This window comes from Paenibacillus sp. EB106-04-04-XG159 (assembly GCF_058791835.1).
This window is the reverse complement of the sequence record NZ_JBYTDY010000008.1, coordinates 1-17,104: the sequence shown is the minus strand read 5'-3', so window position 1 is coordinate 17,104 and position 17,104 is coordinate 1. Positions and strand designations below refer to the sequence as shown.

General features: G+C 51.4%; 16 protein-coding genes, 1 rRNA gene and 2 riboswitches. All 17 genes read right to left on the bottom strand.

The window, feature by feature from the left end; genetic code table 11:
• Positions 1-50: 50 nt before the first annotated feature.
• The gene (gene purM, locus AC3WTP_RS11415; RefSeq protein ID WP_492394735.1) at positions 51-1,097 is read right to left on the bottom strand and encodes a phosphoribosylformylglycinamidine cyclo-ligase; all 1,047 of its coding nucleotides are present in this window, start codon (positions 1,095-1,097) and stop codon (positions 51-53) included.
• Positions 1,098-1,216: 119 nt separating this feature from the next.
• Positions 1,217-2,665, bottom strand: coding sequence for an amidophosphoribosyltransferase (purF, locus tag AC3WTP_RS11410; protein WP_492394920.1), 1,449 nt, complete (start codon positions 2,663-2,665; stop codon positions 1,217-1,219).
• Positions 2,666-2,718: 53 nt separating this feature from the next.
• Positions 2,719-4,950 (bottom strand): phosphoribosylformylglycinamidine synthase subunit PurL, encoded by a 2,232-nt coding sequence (gene purL, locus AC3WTP_RS11405; protein ID WP_492394919.1) that lies wholly within the window; start codon positions 4,948-4,950, stop codon positions 2,719-2,721.
• 40 nt (positions 4,951-4,990) lie between these two features.
• Positions 4,991-5,680 carry a phosphoribosylformylglycinamidine synthase subunit PurQ gene (gene purQ, locus AC3WTP_RS11400; RefSeq protein ID WP_492394734.1) on the bottom strand — a complete coding sequence of 230 codons (690 nt, stop codon included), beginning with the start codon at positions 5,678-5,680 and terminating at the stop codon, positions 4,991-4,993.
• A gap of 4 nt (positions 5,681-5,684) precedes the next feature.
• On the bottom strand, positions 5,685-5,930 hold the full coding sequence (gene purS, locus AC3WTP_RS11395; RefSeq protein WP_492394733.1) for a phosphoribosylformylglycinamidine synthase subunit PurS: 246 nt from the start codon (positions 5,928-5,930) through the stop codon (positions 5,685-5,687).
• Positions 5,931-6,182: 252 nt separating this feature from the next.
• Positions 6,183-6,283, bottom strand: a riboswitch (purine riboswitch).
• Positions 6,284-6,467: 184 nt separating this feature from the next.
• Entirely contained in the window at positions 6,468-7,181 is a 714-nt protein-coding gene (locus AC3WTP_RS11390; RefSeq protein WP_492394732.1) for a hypothetical protein, read from the bottom strand.
• Positions 7,181-8,074 carry an ABC transporter ATP-binding protein gene (locus AC3WTP_RS11385; RefSeq protein WP_492394731.1) on the bottom strand — a complete coding sequence of 298 codons (894 nt, stop codon included), beginning with the start codon at positions 8,072-8,074 and terminating at the stop codon, positions 7,181-7,183. Before AC3WTP_RS11385 ends, AC3WTP_RS11390 begins: the two co-directional genes overlap by 1 nt.
• Positions 8,067-8,441 (bottom strand): GntR family transcriptional regulator, encoded by a 375-nt coding sequence (locus AC3WTP_RS11380; RefSeq protein ID WP_492394730.1) that lies wholly within the window; start codon positions 8,439-8,441, stop codon positions 8,067-8,069. Before AC3WTP_RS11380 ends, AC3WTP_RS11385 begins: the two co-directional genes overlap by 8 nt.
• A gap of 755 nt (positions 8,442-9,196) precedes the next feature.
• Positions 9,197-10,078, bottom strand: a complete 882-nt coding sequence (locus AC3WTP_RS11375; RefSeq protein ID WP_492394729.1) for a phosphoribosylaminoimidazolesuccinocarboxamide synthase — start codon at positions 10,076-10,078, stop codon at positions 9,197-9,199.
• Between the two features lie 108 nt (positions 10,079-10,186).
• Positions 10,187-11,485, bottom strand: coding sequence for an adenylosuccinate lyase (gene purB / locus AC3WTP_RS11370; protein ID WP_492394728.1), 1,299 nt, complete (start codon positions 11,483-11,485; stop codon positions 10,187-10,189).
• Positions 11,482-12,687: a 5-(carboxyamino)imidazole ribonucleotide synthase gene (purK, locus tag AC3WTP_RS11365; protein WP_492394727.1), complete on the bottom strand. Its 1,206-nt coding sequence runs from the start codon at positions 12,685-12,687 to the stop codon at positions 11,482-11,484. The genes purB and purK overlap by 4 nt, the downstream gene beginning before the upstream one ends.
• On the bottom strand, positions 12,684-13,181 hold the full coding sequence (gene purE, locus AC3WTP_RS11360; RefSeq protein ID WP_492394726.1) for a 5-(carboxyamino)imidazole ribonucleotide mutase: 498 nt from the start codon (positions 13,179-13,181) through the stop codon (positions 12,684-12,686). Before purE ends, purK begins: the two co-directional genes overlap by 4 nt.
• Positions 13,182-13,310: 129 nt before the next feature.
• Positions 13,311-13,411, bottom strand: a riboswitch (purine riboswitch).
• 206 nt (positions 13,412-13,617) lie between these two features.
• On the bottom strand, positions 13,618-14,052 hold the full coding sequence (locus AC3WTP_RS11355) for a universal stress protein (protein WP_492394725.1): 435 nt from the start codon (positions 14,050-14,052) through the stop codon (positions 13,618-13,620).
• A 63-nt stretch (positions 14,053-14,115) separates the two neighbouring features.
• Entirely contained in the window at positions 14,116-14,397 is a 282-nt protein-coding gene (locus AC3WTP_RS11350) for a DUF1294 domain-containing protein (protein ID WP_492394724.1), read from the bottom strand.
• Between the two features lie 164 nt (positions 14,398-14,561).
• Positions 14,562-15,530, bottom strand: a complete 969-nt coding sequence (locus AC3WTP_RS11345; protein ID WP_492394723.1) for a transglycosylase domain-containing protein — start codon at positions 15,528-15,530, stop codon at positions 14,562-14,564.
• Between the two features lie 215 nt (positions 15,531-15,745).
• Positions 15,746-16,363 (bottom strand): NAD(P)H:quinone oxidoreductase, encoded by a 618-nt coding sequence (wrbA, locus tag AC3WTP_RS11340; protein WP_492394722.1) that lies wholly within the window; start codon positions 16,361-16,363, stop codon positions 15,746-15,748.
• Positions 16,364-16,842: 479 nt separating this feature from the next.
• Positions 16,843-16,959 (bottom strand): 5S ribosomal RNA (gene rrf / locus AC3WTP_RS11335).
• Between the last annotated feature and the right edge of the window lie 145 nt (positions 16,960-17,104).

The window sequence follows — 17,104 nt, the reverse complement described above, 5'->3', positions numbered from 1 at the left end:
GCGCTCAGCACCAGCCGCACCACCGTCACTCACGCGCGCTTTCTTGCCCGTCATATCCCGACACCAGGGATATGAACCGTACGCTCACCCGCGTGCACCTTACCGATGCGGTACACAGCTTCGCCCTGCTCGCGCAGAATCGCTTCCGCTGCGACCGCATCCGCCTCCGCGACAACCACGATCATGCCGATCCCCATATTAAACGTCGTGAACAGCTCCTGCGCTGTCAGACCGCCAACCTTCTCCATCAAACGAAATACAGGCAGCACAGGCCATGAGCCGTAATCGATCTCAACCGCCGTACCCTCTGGAAGCATGCGAGGGATATTTTCCAAGAAGCCTCCGCCTGTAATATGCGCCATTCCTTTAACCGTCGCATCGTTCATCAACGTGAGCAACGGCTTCACATAAATGCGCGTCGGCGTCAGCAGCACTTCCCCCAAACTCGCATCCGTCTCAAGCTCCGGCACCTGAGCATCCAGAGAATAACCCGCTTTCTCCAGCAGCAGCTTACGCACCAAAGAGAACCCGTTACTATGCACACCGCTGGATGCGAGACCCAACACCACATCCCCTGGCGCAATCGTTGATCCGTTCACGAGCTTAGACTTTTCGACGACCCCAACACTGAAACCTGCAATATCATACTCCTCCGCACCGTACATGCCCGGCATCTCTGCCGTCTCGCCGCCGATGAGCGCGCAGCCCGACTGCGAGCAGCCGTCTGCGATCCCTTGTACGATCGTTTCGATACGAGCGGGGTCAACCTTGCCGCAAGCCAGATAGTCCAGGAAGAAGAGCGGCTCCGCGCCCTGCACGACGATGTCGTTCACGCACATCGCGACCGCATCCACACCAATCGTATCATGCTTATCCGCCGCAAATGCGAGCATCAGCTTCGTACCAACGCCATCCGTGCCCGATACGAGCACCGGCTCCTCATACTTCTTGCTGTTCAGCTGGAACAGCGCTCCGAAGCCGCCAAGATCCGTCATGACCTCCGGACGGAACGTGCGACGCACGTGCTTCTTCATCCGTTCAACTGCTTCGTTGCCCGCGGCAATGTCAACTCCCGCTTGTTTGTAAGCTTCAGACATGGGTCCCTCTCCTTTATACATACTATTGTCCATATTCATCACGCTAGGTGAAGGAACCAGAGGGCGGCCCGCCTGCTAGACGGACAACCCTTCCAGCTCGCTCCCTCCCAGCCGTCATCTTAACTGCAAGTCGTAGCTTGAGCTGCCAACTGCAGCGGTGTTGGATAATCATGATCGAAGCAGCCCATGCACAGACCACCGTTTTTCTCCTTTGAAAATGCCCCGCCAATCGCAGCAACCGTGCCCTCATGAGATAAAAAGGCGAGTGAATCGGCTCCAACCAGCTTGCACATCTCCTCAATAGAATGAGAGGAGGCAATCAAATCCTCCGTGCGCGGCGTATCAATGCCGTAGAAGCACGGATTCATAAATGGCGGCGACGCGATGCGCAGGTGCACCTCCAGCGCGCCCGCCTCACGCAACATCGTCACGATGCGGCGCGAAGTCGTGCCGCGCACGATCGAGTCATCGATCAGCACGACGCGCTTGCCTTCCACGACGCTGCGCACGGCGCTCAGCTTCATCTTCACGCCCTGCTCGCGCAGCTCTTGGCTCGGCTGGATGAAGGTCCGGCCGCTGTATTTATTCTTGATCATCCCCATCTCATAAGGGATGCCCGTATATTCCGCATAGCCGATCGCGGCCGAGATGCTGGAATCCGGCACGCCGGACACGATATCCGCTTCGACAAACGCCTCCTTCGCCAACTCCTTGCCCATGCGCTTGCGCGCGGTATGCAGGTTGACGTCGTGCAGGTCGCTGTCAGGACGCGAGAAATAAATAAACTCCATCGCGCACAACGCGCGGCGCTCCAAGCGAGCGAAGCGCTCCGAGCGGTAGCCCTTCTCGTCGAACACGAGCAGCTCGCCCGGCTCGATCGCGCGGATGAAGCGCGCGCCGACTGCATCCAGCGCGCAAGTCTCTGACGCGAATATATAAGCGTCGCCCATGCGCCCCATCACGAGCGGACGGAGTCCGTTCGGATCGGAGGCAACGAGCAGCTTGTCGTTCGTCATGATCAAGAACGCGAAGCCGCCGACCAGCCGCTGCAGCGCTTCCTTCGCTGCCGTTACGATATCCGCCTCCGAGCGAGCGATCAGATGCGCGATAACCTCGGTGTCGCTCGTCGTCTGGAAGATCGAGCCCTTCTGCTCGAGCTCGCGGCGAATACTGGGCGCATTCACGATGTTGCCGTTCGTCGCGACCGACAATTCGCCGTCGCGCGTCTTGAACACCAGCGGCTGCGCATTCGCGATGCCGCTGTCGCCAGCCGTTGAATAGCGAACATGGCCGATGGCACAGTCGCCCTTCAACGATCCAAGCAGATCCTTGTCGAACACTTCCTTCACAAGGCCCATGCCGCGGTGATAGTGGAACCGCTTGCCGTCAGACGTGCAGATGCCGCTGCTTTCCTCACCGCGATGCTGCAGTGTGTGCAAACCGTAATAAGTCAGCGACGCCGCGTCGGGGTATCCGAATACCCCGAACACGCCGCATTCTTCACGCAGCCGGTCGAATGGTCCGTCATGACCGCTGCCCTCGTTAAAATAACTGCCTTCCGCATCCATCCGGCTCAAGCCATATACGCGCTCCGCCTCTTCCCGCTCCCGCTGCTTCTGATTTATCGCATCAGACATGGAATCGCATCCTTCCATACCCGTTCCACTGCTTCGCGTGTTATATCAATGGCCGCTTGACCGTTTACTCCGAGCTGGATGCGGTCGCCGCCAACGACACCAAGGCGTTGAACAGGCACTTCGTATTGGGCACATACCTGCAAGACTTCATCCGCATGCTCCGGGCGAACCGAGAGCAGAATGCGGGACTGGGATTCGCTGAACAAGGCGATATCCGCACACAAGCCTTCTGCTGTCAATTCAGCGCTTGCGCCGATGCTTCCGCTAATGCAGCTCTCCGCAAATGCTGCCGCAAGTCCGCCCTCCGACAGGTCATGCGCGGATTGCACTTTACCCGCTTGAATTGCGACGAGCACGGCACGCTGCAGATTCTCTTCCGCCGCCAAGTCCAACACTGGCGGACGGCCTTCCGTTACGCCGTGTACGACTGTTTGGAACTCACTGCCGCCAAGCTCAGCCTTCGTCTCGCCTAGCAGGAGCACGATGTCTCCAGCCTGCTTGAAGCCTTGTGTCGTAATATGATCTGTATCATGAACGAGGCCGATCATCCCTACAACTGGTGTCGGGTAGATAGCGCCTTTTGCATTTTCGTTGTACAAGCTGACATTGCCGCCGATAACAGGCGTATTCAAATGGCGGCAAGCCTCCGCCATCCCATCAACCGCTTGCGACATCTGCCAGAAGTTCTCCGGCTTCTCCGGGTTGCCGAAGTTCAGGTTGTCGGTGATCGCGAGCGGCTCCGCGCCGGAGCATACGATGTTGCGCGCTGCTTCCGCAACCGCGATGCCTCCGCCGACGTACGGATCCAGGTACGCATAGCGTCCGTTGCAATCCGTCGTCATGGCGAGCGCCTTGCGCGTGCCGCGCACCGTTACAACCGCTGCGTCAGAGCCTGGGCGCACGGCTGTGCTTGTGCGCACCAGGCTGTCGTACTGGTTGTAAACCCACTCTTTGCTTGCGACAGTAGGGGAACCCATCACTTTCAGCAATGCATCGTTTACGTCCGTTACTTCCGTATAACGGTTCGTATCGACGGATTCATTGGCCGTGTAATAGGCAGGCACCTTCGTCGGCTTCTCATATACCGGGCACTCGTCAACCAAGCCGCGCACCGGCATATCCGCAACCACCTCTTCGCCATACATAAGGCGAAGGCGGCCGTCATCCGTTACACGTCCGACCTTGCGGCAGATAACGCCCCAACGGTCGAAGATCTCCATCGCGATCGGCTCGTTATGCTCTTCGATCACGAACAGCATGCGCTCCTGCGATTCAGACAGCATCATCTCATATGGTGTCATGCCGCGCTCGCGCTGCGGCACTTCATCCAGATGCAATTCCAGACCGTTGCCCGCTTTGCTAGCCATCTCCGCGCTGGAGCAAGTCAGCCCCGCTGCGCCCATATCTTGAATACCGATCACGATACCGGATTTAATAAGCTCCAGACAGGACTCCATGACCAATTTCTCCATAAACGGATCGCCAACCTGGACCGCTGTCTTTCTCTCTTCCGATTCTGCTGTCAATTCCTCAGAGGCAAATGTCGCGCCGTGAATACCGTCGCAGCCCGTTGGAGGACCCACATAGTACACCGGATTGCCTACGCCGCTCGCTACACCCTTCTGAATGTCTTTATGGTCGATCAGCCCTACGCACATCGCGTTAACGAGTGGATTTCCTTCATAGCTCTCGTCAAACATGATCTCGCCGCCAACTGTCGGGATCCCGATACAGTTGCCGTAGCCTGCGATACCTGCTACTACATTTTCAAACAGGTAGCGAACGCGGTCATCCGTCAATTTGCCGAAACGGAGCGAGTTCAGCGATGCGATCGGACGCGCGCCCATCGAGAAGATGTCGCGAATGATGCCGCCCACACCTGTTGCCGCACCTTGATAAGGCTCAACCGCGGATGGATGGTTATGGCTCTCGATCTTGAAGCATACCGCTTGACCGTCGCCGATATCGACGATACCAGCGCCTTCTCCCGGACCTACAAGCACGCGGTCGCCTGTCGTCGGAAAACGTCGCAGTAACGGCTTCGAATTTTTATAAGCACAATGTTCGGACCACATCACGCTGAATACGCCAATCTCCGTAAAGTTCGGCTTGCGGCCAAGCAGGCCGCAGATCAAGTCATACTCGGAATCACTCACGCCCATCGTTGCATAGATGCGCTCGTCAGCAATCTGCTGTGGTGTCGGCTCCTTCTTCATGTTCGCCTTGCCCAGCTCTACTGCGCCAGGAATCTGATCCTTAGTTAACGTTGGTTGCATGACGTTCCCTCCAAGCCTTCATAATTGACTGAAACATACGCACGCCATCCTTGGAACCGAGCAGTTCGCTAATCGCACGCTCTGGATGCGGCATCATGCCGAGCACGTTTCCTCGTTCATTGATAATACCCGCTATATCTTCAATCGAACCGTTCGGGTTCGTTTCATATGTGAATACGATGCGGTTGCTGCGCTTCAGCTCTTGCAGCGTGTCCTCATCACAATAGTAGTTGCCTTCGCCATGAGCGATCGGAATGTCGATCACTTCGTCCTGAGCATATTCGCTCGTAAATGCTGTTCCGTTATTCACCACACGCAGATTCGAAGAACTGCAGCGGAATTTCAAGCTTGTGTTATGGCGCAATGCTCCAGGAAGCAAGCCCGCTTCCGTCAAGACCTGAAAACCGTTGCAGATACCCAGCACGAACGTGCCCTCTGCCGCAGCCTTCTCTACTGCGCTCATCACTGGCGCGAAACGAGCGATCGCTCCACATCTCAAGTAGTCCCCATAAGAGAAACCGCCAGGAATAATAATCAAGTCATAGCCTGTCAAATGTTCCGTCGTATGCCAGACGCGCTCGACTGTCGCTCCGTCCAACATCTCTTCTGCCGCATGCACGCAATCCCAATCGCAGTTGGAACCCGGAAATACGAGTACCGCTACCTTCATGCCCTTAGCCCTCCAACTCGTAACGATAGTCTTCAACGACTGTATTCGCTAGCAATTGATTACACATCTTCTCGAGCATTGCTTCCGCTTCAGCACGATTATCTGTATCAAGCGTCAATTCCATATACTTACCGATGCGCACTTCCTCAACTGCACCATACCCCATCGTGTGCAGCGCTTGTTGAACTGCAGAGCCTTGCGGATCGAGAACGTTTGCTTTCGTCGTTACATACACCTTTGCTTTAAACATGGAATTGGTTCCTCCCCAGAGTGTGATCATAATGGGTGCCTAACGCAGCAACGTCGGCCAACTGACTAATCAAGCAACAATACTTAAACAAAAAAAGTCCACAGATAGTTCAGACACACTACCCTCGGACTTTTCTAAGCTTATGGCGGAAAGAAAACGCAGCACATGCATGGCCATTCCCGCTAGACTACGCTCATCTTCACACTGGATCATAGCTGTGATTCATCTAATGTGCGGCAGACAAGCATGCGGTTGCTGATCGCTTTCACTCGTAGTCCAAAGATTTACGGTCTTCGGGTAGAGACTTCCGGCCTTATTCCCAGAATTATACGAGAGATATCATCATACGTTATATTCGGATTTGAATCTAGTTTATCAGTGTTCAAACATCCATGTCAACCGATAAACACGAACATTATAGCTATGTTAAGATATATAGTTCGTTTATACCACATCTGTTTGTCCTCTACGAACAACAAAAATACCGCCCGAAGCCATATTCGGACGGCAATGCAGAAGCTTATACGATATTCTATTTCATGATATTCCTGCTACAATGGTCGATTTGCGCAGCATCAGATACGAGAGTATCGCATAGATAACAGAAGCGCCGAGCAGCCAGATCGAGTGCTGTACCGCTGAGTATTGGATAAACCATTCGAATGCTTGCACCCATAATTCGTAATAGGTCATCACGAACGACCCAATGCTGGTTACTAGCAACAGGATTAAACACGATCCGATCAGGCCCCATCCTCCAAAGCGGCGATACAGACATGCCAGGAGAAATCCGAACAGGAATAGATTCACCAATAAGCTGAAATAGACGACTATTTGCTCGATAAAGGAACCGTCATTGAGATAAGGCAAACTATAAAACTGCAGCTGCACTCCCCATCCGCCTGTCAGATCACTTTCAATCTTAGCTAATACAGCTAGTGCAATTGCTGTTACAGCGCCTACGATCCCTACCATCGCCATCGTTCCTGTAAAAAAATCCGTCCTCCGTACGCCCATTCCTAACGTATAGGAGAAGAATTGAGAAATGCTAACCATCCCGATTATCAACATATAGACAAAGATCGAGGATATGCCTCCTGTAATAAATAAAGTTTCGGAAGCACTATAGTTGATGAAGAAGCCAATGGTCAAGTTGATAAAGAAGCTGAACAGCATGATCATCCAAGGGAGCATAAACCAAGCGAATTTATTGCGCAAATGCATTTTCAACACACTGGATGTCCGATTCATTATACCTCAACCTCCTTATGACCTACTTGACCACGAGTCATATATACGATCAGCTGCTGCAGTGATACCGTCGCCAGCTCCAGCCCCAACGCCTCTGCCTGCTGCTTAACACCGGCATGATAGCCCCCATATACCGTAGCAGACGCCAATGCCCCATACGGTGAGCGATTAATGACTTCCTTGCCTGCTGTAAAGCTGTCTACCTTGGATGCTGGCCCTACCACCGTATAGGCCTTGCCGCGCAGATCATCGGCATCCTCATCCATAATAAGTTTGCCGTTATCTACGACCAGTACATGCTCCAGCAGTTGACTGACCTCGTCTATCAGATGCGTAGACAGCATAATCGTCCGCGGATGAGCGCCATAATCCTCGATCAGGCGATCGTAGAACAAGCTCCTTGCAACCGCATCAAGACCCAGATAAGGCTCATCGAATATCGTCAACGGCGCCCGACTTGCAAGCCCAACAATAATTCCAACCGCGGATTGCATCCCCCGAGACAATTTCTTCATTTGGCGCTTCAACGGAAGTCGAAAATCCTCAATCAACGAATAAGCATAATCCCGATCCCAATTCGGGAAGAGCAACTGGGACACTTCCAATACATCCTTAACGCGATACATATCCGGATACTTCTGGCTTTCCTTCACGAAGCAGATCTGACTGAGCACGCGCTCATTCTCATAAGGATGCTCGCCAAACACCTTCAGTTCACCGCTTGTCGCAAATAGCTGCGCTGTAATCAGATGCATAATCGTTGTCTTCCCCGCTCCATTGCGCCCAAGAAGTCCGTAAATCTTATCCGCTTCCACAGTAAAACTGACAGCATCAATAGCTTTTACATTTCCATAAACCTTGCTTAATCGATTCAACTCAATGACACTATCCATCCCGCTTCGCCCCCCTCTTAATCATGTTCGATAGTTGCTCTGCTGTAATGCCCAGCTTCTCCGCCTCTTGAATCATTGCCACTACATACTGCTCATAGAATTGTTCCTTCCGTTGCTCCATCAGCTTCTCACGTGCGCCAGCAGCCACAAATATGCCGATACCCCGCTTCTTATACAAGATCCCTTGATCCATCAGCTGACTTACCCCCTTCGCGGCAGTTGCCGGATTAATCTGATAGAACGTTGCGATCTGCATCTTCGAAGGCACCTGAGATTCCTCTAAGAGCAAACCTTTAATAATATCGTCTTCAATCCGTTCAGCAATCTGCATAAAAATAGCGCGGCTGTCATCGATTACAAACCCCATATCACCACCACCAGATCGGTTAATTAGTCGTGTAATTAACTATACCTCCACTTTTATTTATTGTCAATATCCTCCAAATTAATTCAACACCCATTTTTTCTCTTTCTCGTTCCTGACCTCACTCTGTATTTGGTACCCTTAGCCCAGTCCTTCTGCTAGTTCCCCCACGCCCGCTTCGTTTTAGTTCCCCATCAATCCAGACAACTCAGCCGCATAAAATAAAAAACTCCCACAGCCACACTCGGCCAGGGAGTCACAACTTCTTCACCCATCTAATATGAATTCAGCACAAGATATCATACCTACTCCTGCTCACACAGGATATGTCCCTTTGTAAGTCCATCTGACCACTATCCCATTCGCTCAGACTCTCAATTTTACTCGCTCACCCTGAACCATGGGGATACTACTCAAACGTGCTGCGAGATACACCTTATTCTCCTGATCCTCGGGGATATTACCCAAACATGTTGCGAGATACATCTCATTCTCCTGATCCATAGGGATATTGCCCGAACACACTGCGGAGGTACCCTATTCCCTGATCCACAGGGATATTACTCAAACATCCTGCGAGATACATCTCATTCTCCTGATCCACGGGGATATTACCCAAACATGCTGCGAGATACACCTTATTCTCCTGATCCACGGGGATATTAATCAGACGCATTGTGTGGGCAATATACACCAAAATAATTAAAGTCGCAATAAAAAGACCCCCATAACCATTCTCATGGCTTGGGAGTCATATGTTACTTCATCAATCGCGTTTGAATGTCAACGTATCGGCGAGTGGTCTCATCTACAACATGCTGCGGGAGAGGATCAGGCTTGCTGTTCTTATCCCAGTCTGAGTTGGCAAGGTAGGTGCGCACGGGCTCTTTGTCCATACTGTCGATCTCGATATCCAGAGCGTAGTTCTCCTTTGCCCAGAAGCGAGAGCAGTCTGGCGTAAAAATCTCATCGATCAGGATCAGTTGGTCGTCCACAAGCCCGAATTCGAACTTGCAGTCTGCCAGGATGATGCCGCGCTCTTCGCAATAGCTGCGTGCGAATTCATACAGCATGATGCTCTTGTCGCGCAGCTGCTTAGCGATGTCTGCGCCCGTGATCTCGGTCATTCGATCGAACGAGATATCCTCATCGTGACCGACATCGTTCTTCGCCGCAGGTGTGAAGATCGGCTGCGGAAAGCGCTCATTTTTGCGCATGCCAGCTGGCAGCGCAATTCCGTTTACGGTCTGCGTCTCCTTGTATTGACGCCAGCCGCCGCCCGTAATGTAACCGCGCACGACGCATTCGATGTCGATACGCTCAGCCTTCTTCGTGACCATGATTCGATGACGAAGCGCTTCTTTATCGGTCACGATGTCACCTAATAGATCAACATCGGTGTGTACGACATGATTATCAATTAGATGCTTCGTCGCTCCAAACCAAAATGCGCTTAGACGATTCAGAACATTGCCCTTCTCAGGGACCGCTGGATCCAGTACATAGTCAAACGCTGAAATGCGGTCAGTCACTACGATAAGATAATGCTGCCCCAGATCATATAGCTCACGTACTTTCCCCTTATACAATAGCGGTGCCTTTACTATATCTGCTGCCGTAGAAATCGCTGCGGTTGACATTCGATCCTCTCCCCTAGACCAGATGTGTCTGTATCTCCACACCACACCCGGAACGATGTCCGCCGTCTGACCTAAGTCACACGGCGGCTGCATTACATAGATATTCGCCTAAGACAACAATCCCACTTGACGGAAGATTGTATCCACATTCTTCAGATGCCAGGAAGGATTGAATGCATCTTCAATCTCTTCTGCAGACAGCACCGATGTAATCTCAGGTGTCTGTTCAATGATCTCGCGGAAGCTGCGCTGCTCTTCCCAAGCCTGCATCGCACGCGGCTGAACTGTATCGTACGCTTGCTCACGGCTCCAGCCCTTGTCGATCAGCTTCGTCATAACGCGGCCGGAGAACGGCACGCCGTAAGTGCGCTGCATGTTGCGTTTCATATTTTCAGGGAATACGGTAAGGTTCTTCACGATGTTCATGAAGCGGTTCAACATGTAGTTAAGCAGCATCGTCGCATCTGGAAGGATGACACGCTCAACGGAGCTGTGCGAGATATCGCGCTCATGCCAGAGCGTTACATTCTCATATGCGCTGATCATATGTCCGCGAATCACGCGAGACAGACCGGAGATGTTCTCACAGCCGATCGGGTTGCGCTTATGAGGCATAGCGGAAGAACCTTTCTGTCCCTTTGCAAATGCTTCCTCCACTTCGCGGAACTCGCTCTTTTGCAGGGCGCGGATCTCCGTTGCAAACTTATCAAGCGATGTTGCGATCAATGCGAGCACAGACATGTATTCAGCGTGGCGATCACGCTGAAGCGTCTGCGTTGAGATTGGGGCAGCTTTCGTTCCCAGCTTCTCGCATACGAATTTTTCAACAAATGGATCGATGTTGGCATATGTGCCGACTGCACCGGACATCTTGCCGAATTGCACGCTGTCTGCCGCATGACGGAAGCGCTCCAGGTTGCGCTGCATCTCAGCGTACCAGAGTGCCATTTTCAGACCAAATGTAGTTGGTTCGGCATGAACCCCGTGAGTACGTCCCATCATCGGCGTATCTTTATATTCGAGTGCTTTATTTTTCAATATTTCAATGAAGTTCACAATGTCTTTATCGAGAATATCGTTTGCTTGCTTTAAAAGATAGCCAAGCGCAGTGTCCACGACGTCAGTAGACGTAAGGCCGTAGTGAACCCATTTACGCTCAGGTCCAAGTGTCTCAGACACAGCACGTGTAAAGGCAATGACATCATGGCGCGTCTCTGCTTCAATCTCGTAGATGCGGTTGATATCGAAGTCTGCTTTGGCACGCAGCTCTGCTGTGTCTTCCTTCGGGATGACCCCAAGCTCCGCCCATGCCTCGCACGCGCACAGCTCAACCTCGAGCCATGCCTTGAATTTATTCTCTTCAGTCCATATAGCCCGCATCTCCGGGCGTGAATAACGTTCGATCATTGTTGTTGATTCCTCCAAATATTTGTCTGTTTCACCCAAGCCAACGCAGATTCAACATCAGGAGCCAGCACGTTGATGTGCCCCATCTTGCGCTTAGGCAGAGCTTCTGACTTGCCGTAATCATGCAGCTTCGGTGTCACACCTAGCGACCTCGCCGTCGAGTCTTCACTCGCTAACCATTGTAACATGTCTGACTGGTGTTCTCCGAGTAAGTTTACCATAACGACAGGCGTCATGAGAGATGTATCGCCAAGCGGCAAATTGCAGATCGCTCGCACATGCTGCTCGAACTGAGAAGTTCGACAGGCGTCTATTGTATAATGCCCAGAATTATGCGGTCGAGGTGCAAGCTCGTTTACGAGCAGTTGCTCGTCTTCTGTAAGGAACATCTCGACCGCGATCAAGCCTACAACTTCAAGCGATTCCGCTATGCGGTGTGCGATACGCTTTGCTTCTTCCAGCACATGCGTCGCGATACGAGCCGGGACGATGGATAGGTGCAGGATGTGATCTCGGTGTATATTTTCAGCAACCGGGAAGGTGGCGATATCTCCATTAGGATTGCGTGCCGCAATAACAGACAGCTCTTTCACGAATGGAATGTAGGCTTCGAGCACGAGCTCAGCGCCGGTTGATGCCAATGTTTCATACGCCTCTCGTGCTTCCTCTGGACGACGAATCATATATTGTCCCTTGCCGTCATAGCCGCCTGTGCACGTCTTTAGTACACCTTGTCCGCCTACAGCAGCCAGATGCTGCTCCAGATCGTCCAAGCTGTGAATCGCCGCATACGGCGCGACAGGGATGCCTGCCGCTGTCAGCGCGCCCTTCTCGCGCAGTCGATGCTTGGTCGTCTGCAGCAAGCGGCTGCCCTGCGGCACATACGCTTCGCGTTCCAGCACCTGCACCACATCGAGTGAGACATTCTCGAACTCGTAGGTGATGACATCGGAACGCTTCGCCAGTTCCTCCGCCGCCGCCAGATCATCATATGGCGCGCGGATATGCTGCGCCGCCTGCGCGCACGGCGCGTCCGCCGCTGGGTCCAGCGTGACGAAGCGGTAGCCCATGGCTATGCCAGCCAGGGCCATCATTCGTCCAAGCTGTCCCCCGCCCAGCACGCCTATCGTCGCGCTTGGCAGCAGCGGCTTCATCGCCGCCTTGCTGCTTGCTTCGCGCTCCTGCGCTCCGTTCCGCATCATGCCAGATCCCCCGCTTCCACTACTTGCGCGCGGATCTGTTCACGTCGCTGCGCAAGCCGCTCGCGCAGCGCGGCGTCTTCCATGCCAAGCATCTGCGCCGCCAGCAGCCCCGCGTTCGTCGCGCCCGCGTTGCCAATCGCTACCGTGGCAACGGGCACACCTGCCGGCATCTGCACGATGGACAGCAGCGAATCCAGACCGTTCAGGTTCGAGCTCTTCACCGGAACGCCGATAACCGGCAGCACTGTCTTCGCTGCTACCATGCCAGGCAGATGCGCGGCACCGCCCGCGCCGGCAATAATGACGCGGATGCCGCGCTCCTCCGCGGTCTCTGCATAGCGGAACATCTCGTCCGGCGTCCGATGCGCGGATACGACGCGCGCTTCATAAGCGACATCCAGCTCATCTAATATGTCGCAAGCACGCTTCATCGTCTCCCAATCGGAGGTAGAACCCATAATGACTCCAACCTTAATCACCTTACTGTCCTTCATCCCTGTGTCCTCCATTCATTGCTTCCAAGTAAATGTTAAGCCACACAAAAAAAGCCGCACGGAGCTATCGATTCCCGATTGGCGCAAGTGTCTATTATGAAAATGACGATCCTCCGCCACGTCAAAAACACAGAGTATCGTCATTCCCGTAGTCCGAAGATTTACGGTCTTCGGGTAGAAACTTCCGTCCATATTCACGGAACTATACGAAAATGTAATCTATATAACTGTTATTGTTCGACTATCGACATTATCATTTTCAGTTTAACAAGGCCTCACATCAAGTGTCAACCCAGAATGCGAACGTTAATTATTAATATAAATAAATCGTTCGGTTATATACCATTTTCCGCACGCAAGTCCAAACAAAAAGAAAACCAGAACCGCCATCTCTCGATAGCAGTATGCTGGTCTTCCGTATCTTCGTATTCCATATTTATTTCATAACAAGCACCGGCACTTTAGAGCTCTGGACAACATGCAAGCTGACGCTGCCCAGTACAAACTTCTTCAGACCGCTTAGGCCGCGGCTTCCGATAATAATGAGATCACAGTGGTTCTTGTCAGCGTAGTCAAGGATCGCTTGGCCTGGAGGGCCTTGCAGCACTTCAACCTGAGCACGGTCGCCTAAGAAGCTAATCTTCTCCTTAGCTTGCGATTCCAGCTGCATAGCGAATTCGTATATTTCTTCGTTAACTTGCGGAGAAGCAGTCGCGAACGCATCCCCTATGAAATACTGCGGTAATTGAAAGATGTGCAGGATGCGAAGTTCAACTTTACCGTTACTTTCTGCCATATGTATTGCATGATCCAATGCCTTTATAGAAGGCTCTGACCCATCATAAGCTACCAGCACTCGAACGAAATTCATACTTCATCCCCCTCATCCATGTCTCCTGCAGCCCTATTGAGCCAGTAGGTTAATAACATACAATTACCCGAATCGAATGATGATGAAACCGTACACCAACAAGTTTACGATCAGTATGAACGGTATCCCTGCTGTAAAGGTTAGATGCTGCGTCTTATGACGCTTGTTATACATTCCAAGCAATACGCCGAGTGCGCCGCCCAACCAAGCTGTCAGAAATAGCTGTCGTTCCGGAATTCGCCGCTTGCGGCGTGTAGCACGACGCTTGTCCACTGCCATCCAGGCGTAACCGAGTGCATTTACTATGCATGCATAACCAAATACCACCCAGGTCAATCCATTCATGGCATGCCTCCTCCCTTGATTTGGTTACTATTATAGAATGAATTGAATATTGTTGCAGTAGTAATATTATGAAAATACAAGAGTATCCAAAAAAATACGCTAGTGCGACCGCCTAGCGCTTGCCAATGATATTCTATACGCCCTCTCCAGATGCAAACTCATCTTCAATTGCGCGTCAGGAGCTTCGACTCCTCATCGTCCTGTTTCGCAAACGAAGTATTCAGATGCAGTTCTTCATGCTTTGCCGTGAGCCACTCGGAATCACTTATCCAGCCTAACTCATGCATACGATCCAGCACGACCTGCTGACGATACTGTGCACTCTCGGGATCCTTGAACGGCGAATAATGTTCAGGTGCTTTCAAGAGCCCTACCAGCATAGCTGTCTCAGCCTGTGTCACAACTGGCAGCCCACTATCTAACTTCGTAGTCTTGCCAAAATAATAATTTGCCGCCGCTTCGATTCCGTATATTCCGTGCCCAAAATACACTTTATTCAGATAAAGGTTTAAGATGTCTTCTTTACTGTATCTCCATTCGAGATTAGCGGCAACCGCCACTTCCTTAATCTTACGGCTATACGTCTTATCTTGGCTTAAGAATAGATTGCGGGCGAGCTGCATCGTAATCGTACTGCCACCCTGCGCTTTACTCTGCTCCTGCAGATTGACCCAGACCGAACGCATCAGGCCAATAGGATCGACCCCAGGATGCAAATAATATCGATGGTCCTCAATCGCAATCAAGCTATCCATTACATACGGGGGCATTTCCTCTACCCGTGCGATGGGTTGACCGTTCGACAGCACCTCATTAGAAATCACTTCGTTATAATAATTATTCAGCTTCGCTTCATCAATCCACTGATTGCCGGCTAGAACTAAGCCGAGCCAACCAACTATTGGTATAATAAGCGCGACACAAAGTACAGCGATGAGCCAACGAATCCCGCGCGCAGAAGATCGAGATTGTGCACATGCCGCGGCTTGCTTCGAATCATGCTGATTGAAGCCCTGAGCCGACTTAGCATCATCCTGTGATCGATTTGCGTATGCCGCATCATTTCCGCCGCGAGTCATCCGCATAGAAGTTTGAACAGTAAGGTTCGATCTACGGTTAGTTATAGATTTCATGCTGCTCGACCTCCTTTCCTTACTTCAACTTTATCGAAAAGGGGATATTTCTGGTATCGAATTAACTATCAACTGGCTTACATTTCTGAAAGATAGCACTGGCTTAGTATACGTCATGAACAGACTCGGTAATTAATCATTTTCTATGTATAGTAACAAAAAAACAGCCCCTCAGCCAACACACGCACTGAAGGGAAGCTATACCGACTAAGATATTAGTTGTTCTGGCCTTGCTTCACCCAAGACGCAACCGTTACAGTACGCGTGGCTTGATGCTTAACCGCATCCTGGACATCCTCAACCATCTTGCCGTTTTGGTCTACAGTGACGCTGGTACCGTATGGATTGCCCCCTGCAGAAAATGTTACGGTATCAGTGTATCCAGGTGCTGCGATAATCGCTCCCCAATGGTACATGGTTGTGTACAGGCTCAAAATGGTTGCCTCCTGACCACCGTGCGCATTGCCTGCACTCGCCATCGCACTTACAACCTTGTTAGCCAATTTGCCTTGTGCCCATAGGCCGCCAGTCATATCCAAGAACTGCTTCATCTGAGAAGGCATACTGCCGAAGCGAGTTGGTACGCTGAATATAACCGCTTCTGCCCAATCCAAGTCGCTTATTTGTGCAGTTGGAACATTTTGTGTAGCTTCAACATGCGCTTTCCATGCCGGATTGCTGTCGATCGCAGCTTGTGGAGCCAATTCAGGAACTTTAACCAATTTCACTTCTGCACCAGCAGCTTCAGCGGCTTCCTGTGCCCATTGTGCCATTTGATAGTTAGTTCCAGTGGAGCTGTAGTAAATTATCGCCAGTTTGATCTTATCATCCATACAAAATACTCTCCTTCATCTATCCAACTCAAATATGTAGTCTGTCACTTTCAAGCTGTTCATATGCTTTACATTTAATTTGAGAAGGAACGATTTACTTTACTAATTAAAATTCTTGTATTAGAGATATTGTAGAGTGTGAGATCAGGGAGAACCTTTACAGAGATACTTAAGTGCATCATCTTTCTAGTGTTGTTCAGAACAGTTAGCTTTTAAATGTCTAGCGTGTTAGAAAAATGGGGAGTAATTGTGGACAGCACCAGTCCGCAGCTTTATTATCCACGTTATTATGAACATTTCCGCAGCATTTTGGGGATAGATCGATGTGGATTGATCTTTTAAATACTTACGCACATGTGGATAATGCCAAAATGTTTGCTTTTGAAGATTTATCCCGTGGATAATTGGCGATTGTGGATAAGATGTGAACAACAAACACCCCACTGACGGGTTACCCAGTCTGTGGGGTGTTATTTTCGGCTTGGCGACGTCCTACTCTCCCAGGACCCTGCGGTCCAAGTACCATCGGCGATGAAGGGCTTAACGGTCGTGTTCGGGATGGGTACGCGTGGAACCCCTTCTCCATTGCCACCAAACCTATTTTGTTCAAGGTATATACCCTGAAAACTGAATGCGAAGTTTGAAAAGCCTTGCTTGAATATCATTAGGATAAGCCCTCGACCGATTAGTATTCGTCAGCTCCACACATTGCTGTGCTTCCACCCCGAACCTATCTACCTC